9 protein-coding genes and 2 tRNA genes are annotated in these 16951 nt (G+C 63.6%); 5 read left to right on the plus strand and 6 right to left on the minus strand.

The window, feature by feature from the left end:
- Window positions 1–58: 58 nt before the first annotated feature.
- The 3 genes from IC234_RS21090 to IC234_RS21100 all read right to left on the minus strand — a co-directional run bounded on the left by IC234_RS21090 (window position 59) and on the right by IC234_RS21100 (window position 4150).
- Window positions 59–499, minus strand: coding sequence for a hypothetical protein (locus IC234_RS21090; RefSeq protein ID WP_190928640.1), 441 nt, complete (start codon window positions 497–499; stop codon window positions 59–61).
- A gap of 115 nt (window positions 500–614) precedes the next feature.
- Window positions 615–3470, minus strand: coding sequence for a M36 family metallopeptidase (locus tag IC234_RS21095; protein ID WP_190928642.1), 2856 nt, complete (start codon window positions 3468–3470; stop codon window positions 615–617).
- A 146-nt stretch (window positions 3471–3616) separates the two neighbouring features.
- Window positions 3617–4150 (minus strand): RNA methyltransferase, encoded by a 534-nt coding sequence (locus tag IC234_RS21100; protein WP_190928644.1) that lies wholly within the window; start codon window positions 4148–4150, stop codon window positions 3617–3619.
- Window positions 4151–4372: 222 nt separating this feature from the next.
- Here IC234_RS21100 and mutS point away from each other — a divergent pair, with 222 nt between their 5' ends.
- From mutS to IC234_RS21120, 4 genes are all read left to right on the plus strand, one after another.
- Window positions 4373–7060, plus strand: a complete 2688-nt coding sequence (gene mutS, locus IC234_RS21105; RefSeq protein ID WP_190928664.1) for a DNA mismatch repair protein MutS — start codon at window positions 4373–4375, stop codon at window positions 7058–7060.
- A 131-nt stretch (window positions 7061–7191) separates the two neighbouring features.
- Window positions 7192–7267, plus strand: a tRNA-Gly gene (locus IC234_RS21110).
- Window positions 7268–7322: 55 nt separating this feature from the next.
- Complete coding sequence (locus IC234_RS21115; RefSeq protein WP_190928646.1) at window positions 7323–7817, plus strand: HNH endonuclease signature motif containing protein; 495 nt, start codon at window positions 7323–7325, stop codon at window positions 7815–7817.
- Window positions 7818–7821: 4 nt separating this feature from the next.
- A tRNA-Leu gene (locus tag IC234_RS21120) sits at window positions 7822–7905 on the plus strand.
- 81 nt (window positions 7906–7986) lie between these two features.
- Here IC234_RS21120 and IC234_RS21125 read toward each other — a convergent pair.
- Window positions 7987–9513 (minus strand): hypothetical protein, encoded by a 1527-nt coding sequence (locus tag IC234_RS21125; RefSeq protein ID WP_190928648.1) that lies wholly within the window; start codon window positions 9511–9513, stop codon window positions 7987–7989.
- Between the two features lie 57 nt (window positions 9514–9570).
- Window positions 9571–12408: a TonB-dependent receptor gene (locus tag IC234_RS21130; protein ID WP_190928650.1), complete on the minus strand. Its 2838-nt coding sequence runs from the start codon at window positions 12406–12408 to the stop codon at window positions 9571–9573.
- A gap of 281 nt (window positions 12409–12689) precedes the next feature.
- On the opposite strand from IC234_RS21130, the gene galB reads away from it, so the two are divergent.
- On the plus strand, window positions 12690–15167 hold the full coding sequence (gene galB, locus IC234_RS21135; RefSeq protein WP_190928652.1) for a beta-galactosidase GalB: 2478 nt from the start codon (window positions 12690–12692) through the stop codon (window positions 15165–15167).
- Between the two features lie 80 nt (window positions 15168–15247).
- Here the strand turns inward: galB and IC234_RS21140 are convergent.
- Window positions 15248–16951 (minus strand): T9SS type A sorting domain-containing protein (locus IC234_RS21140; protein ID WP_190928654.1); only part of this gene is annotated, 1704 nt, incomplete at its 5' end.

Here is a 16951-nt window from a genome sequence, read left to right on the forward strand (position 1 = left end):
CCCCATTGGCCGGAGCTCCGGCCAATGGGGCGCTTTTCGTTTGTGGCTATCCTATCGGTTACGTAGCTGCCAGCGCCACCACGGCAGCAGTCTGGTCCAGCACGCGGCGCTGGGCCAGCTCCAGAAGGCGGCGGTTGAGCTCGGAGCGGTGGGCGCGGTAAAAGGCGTACTCGTCGGCCGTGAACATGCCCGACACCAAGCCCACCACCGTGTAGCGCAGCTTGGTGTTGCGGGACAGCAGCTCGGCCAGTTGGCGCTGCTGGTCGGTGGGGCTGGCCGTGGCCAGTGGCATGTGGTGGTCGAGCACAAAGTCGGCCACCACGGCCAGCAGCAAGTCGTTTTGCAGCTTGAGCACCGGGCGCAGCGTGGCGTGCAGGAATTGACCCACGGAGCCCTCATCTGCAGGGGCGGGCTCGGCGCTGGGCACTACGGGCCGCAGGGCCAGCAGGGCCGCGGCGGCCTCGGGGCGGGTGGGGGCGTGAACGGATGGAATGGTCATGGGAGAAAAAGGGCCCGCAACTGCGCAGCCGAAAGGTGGAAAAGCCTACAACAAAAAAGCGGGCCCGACGCTTCCGTCGGGCCCGCTTTTGCAGCGAGTGGCAAAGGCTACGCGCTTAGTGTTTCACCTGTACTTTGGTCGTGAAGATGCCTTCCGACGTGGTGATGCGTACCACGTACAAGCCGGCGGCCAGCGTGCTGGTGTTCAACTCGAGGCCACGCTGCACGTCGGTTACGTTGGTCGTGGTCGAAATCACGGCTTGGCCCACCAGGTTGATGAGGCTCACCTGTACTTCCGATTTGCTGGCCAACTGGGCCTGCACGGTCAGCACGTTCTGGGCCGGGTTGGGGTAGGCCGACACCAAGCTGCCGTTGATGGCGCTGGCGCTCTGGGTGCCCAGCGGCGTAGCGGCCGGGTTCAGCAGCGTCACGGGGCGCACGCCGGTGGGCATGTCGAAGGCCGCCACGATACCCGTGAGGCCGGGCAGGCCGTTGGGGTAGCCGTTCACGGCCACGCGGGGACCTTGCTGGGCGCTCTTGCCCATGCCGCGGCGGGCAAATACCGTCCAGATGAGGGCCGAGTTGGCGTGGTTGTTCAGCAGCGAGTCGGCGCGCAGAATGGCGTCGCGGCCGTCGAGGAAGCCGGGGTTGCACACCTGAAGCTTGCAGCCCTGTAGCACCAGCTTCAGGAACTGGTTGTTGCCACCGGTTTGGGCCAGGAAGTCGGGGTTGAAGCCATTGCGGTAGATGAACTGCCAGTTCAGGTCCCACAATACCGTGGCCCATACTTCGCCAAGAGCATGGGTTTCGTTGTAGTTGCCAGTGCCCACCACGCCGTAGGTGTAGTTATTCACGGCCATGTCGTCGGTATAGGTCTTGTAGCGGATGCCCGCACCGGTCGGTGCTTCGCCCACCACATACGTGCCCGTGCCGCGCGGCGTGCGGCCCACGTCGCCTACGCGGGTCGTCATCCACAGCGCGAAGAAGTCGCTCCAGCCTTCGCCCATGCACTGGGTAGTAGCGGCGGTGCTGCTGCCGTTGGGCAGGTACTGCTGCGTCACGCAGTTCGAGTTTGACGGGCCGCCGGTGAGGCGGTTGCTGATGCCGTGGCCAAATTCGTGCGACACAATGCCGTTATCGAGCGAGCCGTCGTAGTCGGGCGATGCCGTGGCGCAACCCGTTACCGGGGTGCCGGCGCGCAGCGAAGCCAGGATGCGGGCGCCATCGGCGCCGGAAAGGAAGATGGACGGAATGCGAATGCCCACCGTGTCGGTGCCGGTCATGTTCGAGAGCACCGTGTTGGTGGCCACCGAGTCGATGATGATGGCCATGATGGCGCCGTTTTGCTGCGCGCGGCGCACCTTGCCGGCAAACGAGCTGGGCGTGCGCACACCACCGGTCAGTTGGGCACAGCCGCCGCGCATAATCAGCGCAATCTTGCCGCTCACGTCGCGGGTGTTCAGGTAGGGCGTGGCGCAGCCATGCAGGCCGCTGTTGCCCGACACGCCGTCGTTGACGGCCACAATGGTGCCGCAGATGCCCGCGGGCAGCGTGGCGATGGAACGACCAAAGTCAGCCGTGCCGTAGTTGATGGAACCCGCCAGCGCCGCCGGCGCCGTGATGGTGAAGGTGGGGCGCAGGGCGTTGTCCCACAAGTACATCTGCATGCGGCCGGGCTGACCATCTGCCGGAGTCGAGAAGTTGGCGTTGTTGCGGCCGCTGCCGTCCTGCGACTCGGCGCGCACGTAGTCGCCGCCCAGGCCTTGGGTGCCGGCGTTCTTATACTGGAAGTTGCCCGAAGCCTCGTCAAAGCCCTTGCTGGCCATCACGTCGTGCAACATGTTGTTCCAGTAGAACAGGTTGGTGATGATGGCCGGCGAGCTGAGCTTGGGCGAAGTAGCCGGGTTGAAGGGGAAGTCGAAGTCCAGCGTGGCCCCGCCGTCGGGCGAGTTGGTGTTGGAGAGGATGTTGCCGCTGCCGCTGGTCGTGTTCTGGCTGTCGTCGTAGGCCGCCACGTTGTTGCCGCGCGTGAGGTACACACCCGCGGCGAGGCGGCTGTAGCTGCCAGGGAAAATGCTGGTTCCGGCCACCGTGGCGCGGGGGTCCGCAACGTGCCAGCCGTAGGGGGAGTACGCCGCATTAGCGCTGGTAGCGCTCGGGAAAGGCACCGAAGCGCGAACACCGAAGCTAGGGGCTTCCACTGGCACCGGCAGCACAGTCATGCTGTTGGCGGCGCCCAGGCCGCCGCGGTTGGCCGAGGCTGCCGTAACGGCCGCCGGGCGCGAATGCAGGGCCCGGGCAGTGATTTGCTGGAACGTAACTTCTTCGCTCACCACGAAGTCGGTCTTATCCAGCAGTTGGCCGGTGTGGGCATCCACGCGCGCGGTCCAGTGGTGCTGCTGGTCAAGTTGGGCAATGTTCACGTCCCACACCAGCTTGAGCTGGCCGTTGATGGGGAAGTACAGCAGGCGCACCGGAATGTCGTATTCCGAGATACCGCCGTTGTTGAACAGCACACCGTCGGCGGCGCGGGCGTCGCGCACCAGCGTGAGGCCCACGGGCTTGGGCAGCTGCAGGGCCTTGGCGGCCGCGCTCACGGCCTGCTCGGGCGTGAGGGTGGGCACGGCCGACGGCGCCAGGCGGGCTGCGTCGACTACGAAGCCCTGGTGCATGAGCACGGGCTTGCCAGAGCGGTCGGTGTGCACATCGCCCACGGCGCCGTAGATGTCCACGCCGTTCACCCGCTGACGCAGGTAGGTGTGGGTGAGGCCGCTGCTCTGGTCAAAATAAGAGCTCGTGACCGTGGGGTTGGTGGCGTCGCCGCCGTGCAGGCCCTGCCGCTCGCCCTGAGCGGTGAAATACGCCAGCGCTTGCGCCGAAGGCGCCCCCGACTGCGCTACGGACACCCCTGGGAACGCCAGCGCCAGCGCCAGCAGCAACCCGCCATGGGACTTCGTAAAGGAAAAAACCATATAAAGAAAAAAGAGGGTGAAGAGGAAATTACAACAGTATTAAAACACGAAACTGCCTTTGGGCAAGACAGCACTGCCAAATTTAATATATTCTTTTCACTTGGCGCGCATGAGCGAAGCACTTAATTCGTAAAAGATGCGGGGGGCTACACCACGCCCAGCTTCACCAGCGCATCCCATAGCACCACGCCCGCGGCCACGCCCACGTTGAGCGAATGCTTGGTGCCAAACTGCGGGATTTCCACGGCCGTGTCGCACAGGGCCAGCACGGCGTCGTCGACGCCGAACACCTCGTTGCCCAGCACCAGGGCCAGCGGCCGGCCGGGCTCGGGCCGATACTGCGGCAGTGGCACGCTGCCGGTGGTTTGCTCCACGGCCACCAGTTGGTAGCCCGCGGCTTTCAGCGCGGCCACGGCGGCCCCGGTTTCGGCGTGGTATTCCCAGGCCATCGATTCCTCGCTGCCCAAAGCCGTTTTGGTGATTTCGCGGTGCGGCGGGCGCGGGCTGATGCCGCAGAGGTAGATTTTTTCGAGCGCAAAAGCGTCGGCGGTACGGAATACTGCGCCCACGTTGTGCATGCTGCGCACGTTGTCGAGCACCAAAACCACGGGGCTTTTGGGCGTACTTTTGAAGTCATCAACCGAGGCCCGGTTCAGCTCGGCCATTGTGAGTTTTCGCATGGGGCAAAGGTATTCCTGCCGGAACGCGCCACGGCGCCTTCAGCGTTTACACCGGTGCTGCGGCGGGGGATGTAAGCCCGGCCGGGCCGATTATTTCAACGATTGAATGCGCCGAAGCGCGTTCCTACTGCTTCCGTTTTGTCTGCTCCCAAAAAACAGTTCGTCATCAAGTCCGTGGGCCCTGACCACATTGCGCCCGGCTCGCCCGTCGACACGCCTTTGATGAAACAGTACTACCTGCTCAAGCAACAGCACCCCGGCGCGGTGCTGCTGTTCCGGGTGGGCGACTTTTATGAAACCTTCGGCGAAGACGCCGTGACGGCCGCGCGCATCCTTGACATCACCCTCACCAAGCGCGGCGGCGGCACGCCCAACGAAATTCCGCTGGCCGGCTTCCCGCACCACGCCCTCGACAACTACCTGCCCAAGCTGGTGCGCGCCGGGCAGCGCGTGGCCATCTGTGACCAGCTCGAAGACCCCAAGCAGGCCAAGGGCCTGGTGAAGCGCGGCATCACGGAGCTGGTGACGCCCGGCGTGAGCATGCACGACAACGTGCTCGAACGGCGCTCCAATAACTACCTCGCCGCCATTCATTTTGGGAAGTCGGAAGCTGGCATCTCCTTTCTGGATATCAGCACCGGCGAATTTCTGGTGGCGCAGGGCACGCTCGACTACTTGGGCAAGCTGCTGCAGAATTTCAGCCCCGCCGAGGTGCTGTTCTGCAAGAAAAGTCGCGGCGAGTTTGAGCAGACTTTCGGCCCTGATTATTGCACCTATGCGCTGGACGAATGGGTTTTCGGCCCCGACTACGCCCACGACACCCTGACCCGGCACTTCCGCACCACTTCGCTGAAGGGCTTTGGCGTGGACGGCCTGAAGGAGGGCGTGATTGCGGCCGGCTGCATCCTGCACTACCTCGCCGAAACCAAGCACACCGACATCCAGCACATTGCCAGCCTGGGCCGCCTGGAAGAGGATAAATACGTGTGGCTCGACCGCTTCACGGTGCGCAACCTGGAGCTGGTGCACGCCCAGCACCCCGGCGGCGTGCCCCTCATCGACGTGCTCGACCAGACCCTGACGCCCATGGGCGCTCGCCTGCTGCGCAAATGGATAGTGCTGCCGTTGAAGGAAGTAAGCCAGATTCAGCGCCGCCTCGACACGGTGGCCGCCCTGGTGGCCGACGACGAGCTGCTGGCCGACCTCACCCAGCACCTGCGCCAGATAAACGACCTGGAGCGCCTTATTTCCAAAGTAGCCGTGCGCCGCGTGAACCCGCGCGAGCTGCTGCAGCTGGCCCGCGCCCTCGAAGCCGTGGCGCCCATGCGCGAGCGGCTGGCCGCGTCCGGCGTGCGGGCGCTGGTGAAGCTGGCCGACCAGCTGAACCCCTGCGCCACGCTGCGCCAAGACATTCTGACCAAAATCAAGCCCGACGCGCCCATCCTCACCAACCAGGGCGGCGTGCTGAATTCCGGCATCGACACCGAGCTGGACGAGCTGCGCGCGCTGGCGTTTTCGGGCAAAGACTACCTCTTGCAGCTGCAGCAGCGGGAGCAGCGCAACACCGGTATCTCGTCATTAAAAGTGGCTTATAACAAGGTGTTTGGCTACTACCTGGAAGTGACGAATGCCCACAAAGACAAGGTGCCCACGTCCTGGATTCGCAAGCAAACGCTGGTGAACGCCGAGCGCTACGTGACCGAGGAGCTAAAAACCTACGAGGAGAAAATCCTCAACGCCGAGGAGCGGCTGTTCGTCATCGAGCAAAACATCTATAACGAGCTGGTGCTGGCCGCGCTCGATTTCGTGCCCCAGATTCAGCAGAATGCCCGCGCCATTGGCGTGATGGACTGCCTGGCCAGCTTTGCCCTCACGGCCCGGCAGCAGCGCTACGTACAGCCCGTGGTGAACGACGGCACCGTGCTCGACATCAAAGCTGGCCGCCACCCGGTGATTGAGCGCCAGTTGCCGCCCGGCGAAAGCTACATCCCGAACGATATATGTCTCGACCAGGACGAGCAGCAGATTGTGGTAATAACCGGCCCCAACATGGCCGGCAAATCGGCGCTGCTGCGCCAGACGGCCCTCATCGTGCTGCTGGCCCAGATTGGCTCCTTCGTGCCGGCCGACGCGGCCACGGTGGGCATCATCGATAAGATTTTTACCCGTGTGGGCGCTTCGGACAACCTGAGCAAGGGCGAAAGCACCTTCATGGTGGAGATGACCGAAACGGCGTCCATCCTGAACAACCTCTCGGACCGCAGCCTCGTGCTGATGGACGAAATCGGCCGCGGCACCAGCACCTACGACGGCATCAGCATTGCCTGGGCCATTGTGGAGCACCTGCACAACAACCCCAAAGCCAAGGCCAAAACCCTCTTCGCCACCCACTACCACGAGCTCAACCAGCTGGCCGACGATTGCCCCCGCGTCCGCAACTACAACGTGGCCGTGAAGGAGGCCGACGGCCGCATCCTGTTCCTGCGCAAGCTGCAGCCCGGCGGCTCGGAGCACAGCTTTGGCATTCACGTGGCGCGGCTGGCCGGCATGCCCACCTCGGTGGTGTTGCGGGCCAACGAAATCATGCACCACCTCGAAGTGGAGCGCACCAGCGCCGGAGCGGAGGATGGCGCACTGACGGAGTTCGACGACGTGCTGGCCGGCATTGAGGCAACTGGCGGGCGCCAGGCCCTGGCGGTGCCGCCGGCGCAGGTGCCGGCCCAGCCCAAGCCGCGCGCTACGGCGGCCGTGGCCACGGCGCCGCGCGCCCAGCTCAGCATCTTCGAGCCCTCGGACCCAGCCCTGGAACGCATTCGGGAGCTGCTGCAGCACCTCGACGTGAACACGCTCACGCCCATTGAAGCACTCATGAAGCTGAACGAACTGAAACTAACCTTAGGCAAAGGATAATTTTTTCGGCCTGAAAATGAAGCGGAAAGGCTTCGGTAGAGAGAAATTCCACTTTCATCCCTTGCGTCGCCAAAAAAACGCCTTACCTTTGTCGCACCATTCAGCGCTACGAAAGTAGTTCTGAACCTTCCGCGAGAGTAGCTCAGTTGGTAGAGCGCGACCTTGCCAAGGTCGAGGTCGCGAGTTCGAACCTCGTCTCCCGCTCCAAGAATAAAAAACGCTGTCTTCGGGCAGCGTTTTTTGTTTTATCTGGATTTTGGAAATGGCTGCCACCCGCAAATGCCCGAGCACCGACGACGAATTCCGGCAAGCCGTGGCCGAAAGCTTATCGGTGCGGCAGGTGCTGGGCCGCATTGGGCTGGTGCCCGCTGGCGGCAATTACAAAACGGTGCACGCGCGCATTGCCAGGCTGGAACTGAGCACCGCGCATTTCACGGGCGCGGCCTGGAACCAGGGCAGCCGTTATCGGACGCTGGGTAAGCCCTTTTCCTGGGACGGCATTCTGGTTGAAAACTCAACCTACGCTTCCACTTTTCGCCTCCGAAACCGGTTGGTTCAGCACGTATTAAAGGAGGCGCGTTGCGAAGGGTGCGGCCTGGCGGAGTGGCGCAACGAAGCCATTCCGTTGGAACTACACCACGCCAACGGCGTAAATAATGACCATCGCCTGACTAACTTGCAGCTCTTATGTCCCAATTGTCATGCGCTGACAATTAATTATCGGGGCAAAAACCAGCGCCGGACAAAAGGCAAATAATTGAGCCAGAGTGGTGTAATTGGTAGCCACGCGACACTTAAACTGTCGTTTCCGTAAGGAAGTACGGGTTCGATTCCCGTCTCTGGTACAATAAAAAAGGCCCTTCGCAATGATGCGAAGGGCCTTTTTTAATTTCTACTCTGTCGTAATGAAATCTCGGGTCTGAGCTTTAGTAATCCGTGTTCTGCGGGTCGAAGTTGGTCCAGGAGGCCAGCCAGTTGGTGGCGCCGGCGGCGTTGGGGTCGGCCAGGGCACCGATGTAGTTGACCGGCGTGAAGAACGAGTCGGCCAGCTTGCTGTCGGTGAAGCTGGCGGGGGCCACGGGCGCCGTGGCTGGGGCCACCGTCACGATGGGCGAGCCCGTGCGGGGCAGGAAGCTCGGGGCCGTCAGGTTGAAGGGGTTTAGCAGCTGCACGTTGTCGGCGGTGGCGTAGCGGCGGTTGGTGCTGGCTTTGAACCACGTGAGCGGGCCGATGGCGGCGCCCCAGGCAGAGGAGTCGGACGCCATCACGTTGTTGACGGTGAGGCTGCCGGCGCCGCCGCTTGGGCCCACGTAGAGGATGCTGCGCTGGCCGCCCACCGAGTTGGAACCGGTGAGGGAGCCGGCCACGATGTTGTTCTTGAAGCGGGCGTCGTTGCGGGCAATGGTGCCGGCCGTGGGGGCGCCGTCGATGAGCACGCCGGTGGGGTAGCCCATAATCACGGAGTTCATGATGCTGATGCCCGAATTGCGGCGGATGTGCGCGCCGGCCGTGTACTGCGGGCTGTAGGTCGAGCCCGAGGGGTTCAGGATGGGCCCGATGGCCGTGATGTTGGAGAACACCGCCGAGGTCTGCGGCCCGTTGGTGGAGGCGCTGGCGTCGTTGTCGGACTCAAACGCCTTGGAGCCCGATTGGTCGGCCTGCAGCGGGTCGCGCAGCGACACGGCAAACTGCACCTTGCCCGAGAAGCCGTTGTCGGTGTCAAAATCATCGTCGAACGTGCGGTGAGACACCAGGTACTTCGCGTTCACGGTGCCGCCAAACCACTCAAAACCGTCATCGCCGCTGTACGATACTTGGATGTGGTCGAGGGTGGTGCCGCTGCCCACGGCGGCCAGCGTGAGGCCGTTCACTTCGTTGTTGGGCGAGAAAGCCACGCCGCCGAACTCGATGCGAACGTATTGCAGGGTGCCCGAGTCGTCGGTGGCGTTGGTGCCGCCGTACTGCGTGGTGGGGCCGCCTTCGATGGTGGGGCGCGAGGTGCCCACCAGCGTGTTCACCGGCGCGTTGCCGGCTAGGATGATGCCGCCCCAGTCGCCGTAGTTGCGCGAGCCCTTGGGCTGGTTCGAGGTGAACACAATGGGCTTGGTGGCCGTGCCAATGGCAATGAGCTTGGCGCCGGGCTCCACGATGAGGGCGCCCTTGGTGTCCTTGTCGCCTTTGATGATGGTGCCCGCCTCGATGGTGAGCGTGGCGCCGGAGCGCACGTACACGTAGCCTTTCAGCAGGTACTGCTTGCTGGCCGACCACGTGGTGCTGGTGGTGATGGGGGCGTCGACCACCACGGCGTTGCCGCTGTTGGTGCCGCCGCCGCCGGGGTTGGAAGTGCCGCTGCCCGTCATGTTGGGCGCCGGAGTGATGTCTTTCTTACTGCACGAGGCCACACCCAGCAGCAACAGGGCGGCGAAGGAGAGCGAAAGCGTGTTCTTTTTCATAAAAGGGATGAAGTGAAAGCCAGTTCGGGGTGAGGGGCAAAAGCCAGTCAGGAAGGGCTAGGGGAGGGGCGTGGTGGCGGCGCGGCGCGGCTCCAGGTTGAGGCGCAGGCCGAGGGTGTAGTAGGTGCCACGGCGGTAGCTGCTCAGCGAGGGGTCGGCGGCCGAGTAGGTTTTGTCGTTGTTGTAGTCCTGCACCAAGTTGGTGCGCTGGTTGAGCAGGTCCTGCACGCCGGCGTTCAGCGAGAGGCGGTCGGTGAGGGTTTTGGTCAGCGTCAGGTCGATGGTGTGGCGCGGCAGCTCCACTACGTCGGGGTACTGGTCGCTGCCGGCAAACAGGATGCGCGGGCCAAACACGTTGTAGAGGGCCGCCACCTGCCAGCTGTTGTTGGGCGTCTGGTAGTACAGGCCGCCGTTGAAGACGTAGGGCGACTGGCCCTGCAGGGCGCGCTTCTTGTTCCAGGCCACGATGTTGTCGCCGAGGTTGACCTGGCTTTTAATCAGCGAGGCGTTGAACACCACCGACAGGTTTTTCAGGCTGGGCGTAACGAACTCCAGGTCCTTTTTCAGGTCCAGCTCCACGCCGTAGGCATAGGCGCTGGGGGCGTTGGCGAAGGTGTAGGCCAGGTTCGAGGTCAGCACCACCACGTTTTCGATGGGGTTGGTGAAGTGCTTGTAGAACGCGCCGATGTGGATGAGCTGGCCGGCCGAGGGGTACAGCTCGTAGCGGAAGTCGACGTTGTCGATGGTGGCCACTTTCAGCGGGCTGTCGGGCTTGAGGTACAGCGAGCCGTAGTTCAGCACGTTGAAATCGAAGTCGTAGAAGAAGAAGGGCGCGGCTTCGCGGAATTCGGGGCGGTTCAGGGTGCGGCCGTAGGAGGCGCGCAGCAGGCTTTTCTCGCTGAAGTTGTAGCTCAGATTGGCCGAGGGCAGCACGAAGTTGGTGGTCACGTCCTGCTTCACCGGCTGGCCGTTGATGCCCGTGCTGATGGACTGCACGTTGCGCTCGTAGCGGGCGCCGGTCAGCAGCTTCACCTGCTCGCCCAGCGGCAGGCTGAAGGACACGTAAGCGGCTTCCAGCTCGTTGGTGGCCGAGTAGTGGTAAGTCGAGTTCTGGTCTTCGTCCACCCGGAAGCCGTCGCTGCCAATGTTTTGCGGGGCGAAGATGTTGCCCACGTCCTCGTTTTTCAGGCCCTGCATGCCGTTGGCGTTCAGCGAGTAGCCGAAGGCGCGGGCATTAAAGCTGCGCTTGCGGTATTCGAGGTAGGTGCCGGCGGCCACTTCCATCTCGCGGGCGCCGAGGGCCACTTTCTGCTTCAGGTTGGCCGTGGCGGTGAAGATGTGCTCGTCGAGGTTCTGGTAGAGGCGGCCGGCGTTGTTCACGTCCACCTGGCCGGCGCCGGGCGTGAGCACGGTTTGGGTTTCGGGGCGGTTGTCGCCGGTGGAGGGCGACACCTGGTAGGACACGCGGCGCAGGTCGGGCTCGCTGCGGCTGGAGTAGCCGTAGCCGCCCACCCAGTCGAAGTGGGTTTTCTCTTTGTTGAAGATGTGCGTGCCGGCCAGCTGGCTGGTGTAGGTGGTGCGGCCCTGGTAGCCGGCCTGGTAGCTGCGGCGGTTCAGGGTGCCGTTGTCGTCGAGGCCCTGGCGCGTCACCTGCTGGTTGCGGGCCTGCTGGCTGAACAGGTTGCGGAACTCCAGGCGGCCACCGTCGGCGAGCTGCAGGCTGAAGTTCTGGATGGCGCCGAGGCGCACGTTGTTGGTCGACTGGTCGTCCTTGAACTGGTCGGTGCGCTTGCCCGTCACGTCGTACAGGTTGCGGTCGATGTTGAAGTGCGTGTAGGCGTTGGTGTAGTTCAGCGAGGTTACGCTGCCGATTTCCAGCCCGCCCAGCTTGAACTGGTCGAGGTAGGACAGGTTGAAGCGCGCATCGGGCATGGCCTTCATCTTGTAGATGGCGAAGGTGTTCTCGAGCTGGCGGGCGTAGAAATCCCGCTCGTACTGCTGGTAGGCCGAGTTCAGCTGCGGGAAGCCGTTGGGCAGCTCGCGCTTGGTGGCGCCGAAGCCGAAGGCGTCGCCGGCCTGCGTCTTATCGGTGTAGAAATCCTGGCCCGTGGTGCCGTCGCGGAAGCCGGTGGAGTAGTTCACCGTCAGCAGCTTCTCGTTGAACACCGGCTTGCGCAGGTACACCTTCACGAGGCCGCCGGCGAAGTCGCCCGGCAGCTCCGGCGAGGGGTCTTTGAACACCAGCACGCGGTCGAGCAGCGAGCTGGGCACGATGTCGAAGGAAAACGACTTGCGGTCCGTCTCGGAGCTGGGCGCGCTCACGTCGTTCAGCCACACGGTGTTGTACCGGTCGCTCAGGCCGCGCACCTGGATGAAGCGGTTGTCGACGATGGTGACGCCCGGAATGCGGCGCACCACCTCGGCCGCGTCGCGGTCCTGGGTTTTCACAATCTGCTCCGACGACACGCCGCTGACCACCACGCTGGCCTGGCGGATTTCGTTGATAACCGAAATTTCGGTGTTGGTGCGGCGCACGCCGTTCACCACCACTTCGTCCAGCGCCTTGGTGTCGGCCTGCAGGTTGCCGTCGACCACCGTGGTTTTACCGGCCGTCACGGCCACGTTGGAAATCGAGACGGTTTTGTACGACACCGAGGAAATCACCAGGGTGTACTTGCCCGCCGGTACTTTCTCCAGCGAGTAGCTGCCGTCGACGCCCGTCGGGCCGGCAATGCTGCTGTTTTCGAGGCGCACCGTGCCGCCGATGATGGCTTCCTGCGTGGTCCCGTCCTTAAACGTGCCTTTGATGCTGCCCGTGCCCTGCGCGACGGCCGAGGCAATCGAAACCAGGCACAGGACAAGCGAAAAAATGCTGCGGATACTGGTGTTTTGCATAATGGGTGCAAAGGTCCCCGTCTCCTGTTGCCACAATATGCTGCTTAGTTTACTATAATGTTACGCCCCCAAACCAGCGAAACAGGACAGTGTAATGCATTAGAAAATAATAAGTTGAGAATTGGGGCTGTGGGTGGCATCGGTAGTTGCCCCTGAGCAATACCAGTCCACTTCTGGGCCATGTCACGGAAGTAACCGCGTTGCTGCTTCGCAGCGGAAGGCGGACCTTTGCCGACCTTGGCAGGGGTAGCTTGTCAGGCCCACTTATCCGACGATTTCTCATGAACCACTCCTTCACCCGCTGGGCTTTGCCGGGCATCGCCGCGCTGGCCTTGCTGGCGCCGTCGCGGCCTGCCGCCGCTCAGGCCCGCCAGGAATACCTGCTCACCACCGACTGGAAATTCACCAAAGGCGAGCAGCCCAACGCTGCCCAGCCGGGCTTCAACGACGCCAAATGGCAAACTGTGAGCGTGCCCCACGACTGGGCCATCTACGGCCCGTTTGATGGCAACAACGACCTGCAAAAAGTCAAAATCGAGCAGAACAACGAGAAAACCGCCACCCTGAAAGCCGGCCGCACCGGCGGCCTGCCGTTCATCGGCACGGGCTGGTACCGGCGCAAGCTGGCCGTGCCCGGCTTCAAAGCCGGCAAGCGGGCCGTGCTGCTCTTTGATGGCGCCATGAGCAACGCCCACGTTTTCGTGAACGGCAAGGAAGTGGGCAGCTGGCCCTACGGCTACAACTCGTTTTCCTTCGACATCACGCCCTTCCTGAAAGCGGGAGCTGACAACACGCTGGCCGTGCGCCTGCAAAACCAGTCGGAAGCCTCGCGCTGGTACCCCGGCGCCGGCCTCTACCGCAACGTGCACCTCATCGTGACCGACGACGTGCACATTCCGGTGTGGGGCACCTACCTCACCACGTCCGACATCACCGCCCAGTCGGCCAAGGTGAAGCTGCGCACGCAGGTAGCCGTGCCGACGGGCACCCGCCCGGCGCTGCGCCTCGTGACCGAAATCCGCGACGCGGCCGGCAAAGTAGTGGCCACTACCACCAGCAACCTGGCGGCTACCGGCAAGCCCGAGTTTGAGCAAAACCTGGACCTGCCGCAGCCGAAAATCTGGTCGCCCGAAACGCCGGTGCTGTACACGGCTGCCTCCAAGCTGTATGCGGGACAGGTGTTGAAAGATGAGTACCGCACCCGCTTCGGCGTGCGCTCCTTCAAGTTTGAAAAAGACAAAGGCTTTTCGCTGAATGGGCAGTCGCGCAAGTTCAAGGGCGTGTGCAACCACCACGATTTGGGCCCGCTGGGCGCGGCCGTGAACACGGCGGCCTTGCGCCATCAGCTGACCTTGCTGAAAGACATGGGCTGTGACGCCATCCGGACCTCGCACAACATGCCCGCGCCCGAGCTGGTGGCGCTGGCCGACGAAATGGGCTTCATGCTGATGGTGGAAGCCTTCGACGAGTGGAAGGCGCCGAAGGTGAAAAACGGCTACAGCCAGTACTTCGACCAATGGGCCGAAAAGGACCTGGTGAACATGGTGCGGCGCGACCGCAATCACCCCTCGGTCATCATGTGGAGCATCGGCAACGAGGTGCCCGACCAAAGCAACCCCAACGGCCCCATCCTGGCCAAGCGCCTGCAGGACATCGTGCGCCGCGAAGACCCCACGCGCCCCATTGCAGCGGGCATGGACCGGTTCGACGACGACTTCAAGTACGGCCTGGCGCCGGCGGTGGAAATTCCCGGCTTCAACTACAAGCCGCACCGCTACGCCGAGGCGCTGAGCAAGCTGCCGCAGGGCTTCCTGCTGGGTTCGGAAACGGCGTCCACGGTGAGCTCGCGGGGCGTTTACAAGTTTCCGGTGGTGACGGCTAAGGAGAAGAAGTACGACGACAACCAATGCTCCTCCTACGACCTGGAGGCCTGCAGCTGGTCGCAGACGCCGGACGAGGAGTTTGTGCAGCAGGACGACCTGCCCAACGTCATCGGCGAGTTTGTGTGGACGGGGTTCGACTACCTCGGCGAGCCCACGCCCTACGACGAGAAATGGCCCTCGCACAGCTCCATGTTCGGCATGCTCGACCTGGCCGGCATGCCCAAGGACCGGTACTACCTCTACCGCGCCCGCTGGAACACCGCCCAACCCACCGTGCACCTGCTGCCCCACTGGACCTGGCCCGGCCGCGAGGGCCAGACCACGCCGGTGTTCTGCTACACCAGCTACCCCTCGGCCGAGCTGTTCGTGAACGGCGTGAGCCAAGGCCGCCAGACCAAGGCGAAGTCTGACAAGCCCCAGACCCGCTACCGCCTGATGTGGAACGACGTGAAATACGCGCCCGGCAGCATCAAAGTGGTGGCCTACGATGCCCAAGGCAAGGCCGCGGCCGAAGAAACCGTGCGCACCGCCGGCCAGCCCCACCACATCAAGCTGGTGGCCGACCGCACCACCCTCGCCGCCGACGGCCAGGACCTGGCCTACGTCACGGCCCGCGTAGAAGACAAAGACGGCAACCTCTGCCCCGATGCCGCCGACCAGCTGCAGGTAGCCGTAACCGGCGCCGGCCGCTTCCGCGCCATGGGCAACGGCGACCCGACGAGCCTGGAACTGTTCCACCAGCCGCAGATGCACGCCTTCCACGGCCAGCTGGTGGCCATTGTGCAAGCCTCTAACAAGGCCGGCGACGTGCAGCTGAAAGTGACTGGCGCCGGTTTGCAAGCGGGTACGTTGCAATTGAAAACCGCTGTTAAATAGCATTGTCAATCACAAAAAAGCCGGCTGCCTCTTTTGGCAGCCGGCTTTTTTGTGGTCAAAATTCAATAATTCCGCTAAGCCTATTCGCGCACGATGCGGCGAACTTCCAGGCTGGCGGCCGTGCGCACCTGCAGCAGGTACAGGCCCGCGCCGAGGCAATGCAAATCCAGTTCGCGGGCGGTGCCCTGCGGATTGGGCGCTGCTATCGTGGTTTCGTTCACGCGGCGGCCAAGGGCATCCATGACCGTCAGCGTGACCGGTTGGGCGTAGCCGGTGAGCGTGACGCTCAGGCGGCCGTCGGGGGTGGGGTTGGGCAGCACGCTCAGGCTACTGCCCGGCAGGGCCCGCACCGCCGACAGCACCGTGATGGCCGACGACATGGGCGAGGTACAGCTGCCCAAGGGGCCGGCCACCACCGTCTGCACGCTGTAGTTGCCGTTGGCCGTGGCCACAATGCTCTGGCTGGTGGCGCCGGGCAGGAGCTGGTTGTCGCGGAACCACTGGTTGCCCGTGGCATAGCTGCTGGTCAGCGTCAGCCCATTGCGCGTCACGGTGGGCGGCGTCACGGCGGGCAGCACGCGCACCAGCACCGAAGTCGTGTCGCCGCAGGCCCCCTGCGCAAAGCCCAGCGTGGGCGCTATGCTCAGCCGGTAGCGGGTCGTCACGGTGGGGCTCACGGTGATGCTGCGGGTGGTGGTCACGGCCGGCAGGCCGTTGCCGCCGGCGTTGGTGGTCCACTGGTAATTGTAGACCTGCGCCTGCGTGGTGTTGGTAGAAATGCGGCGAATAGAATCCGCGCGCATTGCCAAGCCATTCAGCGTGAGCGTGCTGCCCAGGCACAACACCGGGAAGCCGCTGAGCGCCACCGCGGCAAAGTTCCCCTTCAGGATGCGGATGACCACCACGCGGTTTTGCACGCCTTTGATGGGGCAGGCGTTGTCCTCCACCCGAATGTTGAGGCGGACGGTGCGGCCGGCGGCAGTAGGCGCCGGCTGGAAGAAGAACACGCCGCGGGGGTTGATAGTGTTGTTGCCGGTCAGGCTAAAGGTGCCCACGTCGCCCGAATCCAGCAGGTTGGGGTCGGTGTTGATGTTGGCCGGCAAGGTCACGGTCAGGCGCTGGTTGGCGCTGGGCGTGCGGAGGTTGTCGGGGTCGGTAAAGCTCAGCTCCACGCGCGAGTAGTTGCAGGTCCGCACGTCAATGCGCGTGGTGTCGGCCGTGTTCACCGTGGTGGTGTTGGAGTTCGGGGTGACCGGGTTGGGAGCTATCGGAGCCGGGGTGCGGTTGGTATTGCAATCGATTACAATCAGATTGGCTTCGCGGCGCACGGTGCCAATCACGCGGCGCACGCCGTTGATGCGGCGGTATTCCGTGATGAGCACGGCAATCTGGTATTTGTTGTCCCCGGAGTTGGGTGCCGCGGCGGCGTTAAACACCCCCGGCACAAAGGACAGGGTGCGGGCCTGCTGGTTGAAGGTGAGCGTGCGCACCACCCCGGTCTTCATAGGGCAGGTGCCCACCGTGTCCATGCCCAGCTGAATGGGATTGGTCGGGCTATATGTGCCGCCGGGAACGCCGGGGGAGCTAAAGTAGCAAAGCGGATTGGTGCCCGGAATGGGGTCAACCACCGGGTTGAGGGTTGGGAAGGGGTTGTAGGTAACGGGGGTGCCGCAGGCGCGCAGGGGCGCGGCCAGGGAGTACACCACCGAGTCGCCGTCGGGCTCGGTGGCCGAGTAGGTGATGGTGGTGTTCTGCTTCCAGCACACGTACTGAATCGGAATGTC

The organism is Hymenobacter armeniacus (assembly GCF_014699055.1).
In the GTDB taxonomy this organism is placed as follows: Bacteria; Bacteroidota; Bacteroidia; order Cytophagales; family Hymenobacteraceae; genus Hymenobacter; species Hymenobacter armeniacus.

What these genes read in the sequence shown, in the direction of transcription:
- mutS (WP_190928664.1), top strand. Translation starts at nt 4,373, where the DNA reads ATGAAACAGTACTACCTGCTCAAGCAACAGCACCCCGGCGCGGTGCTG.
- IC234_RS21100 (WP_190928644.1), bottom strand. Translation starts at nt 4,150, where the DNA reads ATGCGAAAACTCACAATGGCCGAGCTGAACCGGGCCTCGGTTGATGAC.
- IC234_RS21090 (WP_190928640.1), bottom strand. Translation starts at nt 499, where the DNA reads ATGACCATTCCATCCGTTCACGCCCCCACCCGCCCCGAGGCCGCCGCG.
- IC234_RS21125 (WP_190928648.1), bottom strand. Translation starts at nt 9,513, where the DNA reads ATGAAAAAGAACACGCTTTCGCTCTCCTTCGCCGCCCTGTTGCTGCTG.
- IC234_RS21095 (WP_190928642.1), bottom strand. Translation starts at nt 3,470, where the DNA reads ATGGTTTTTTCCTTTACGAAGTCCCATGGCGGGTTGCTGCTGGCGCTG.
- IC234_RS21130 (WP_190928650.1), bottom strand. Translation starts at nt 12,408, where the DNA reads ATGCAAAACACCAGTATCCGCAGCATTTTTTCGCTTGTCCTGTGCCTG.
- IC234_RS21115 (WP_190928646.1), top strand. Translation starts at nt 7,323, where the DNA reads ATGGCTGCCACCCGCAAATGCCCGAGCACCGACGACGAATTCCGGCAA.
- galB (WP_190928652.1), top strand. Translation starts at nt 12,690, where the DNA reads ATGAACCACTCCTTCACCCGCTGGGCTTTGCCGGGCATCGCCGCGCTG.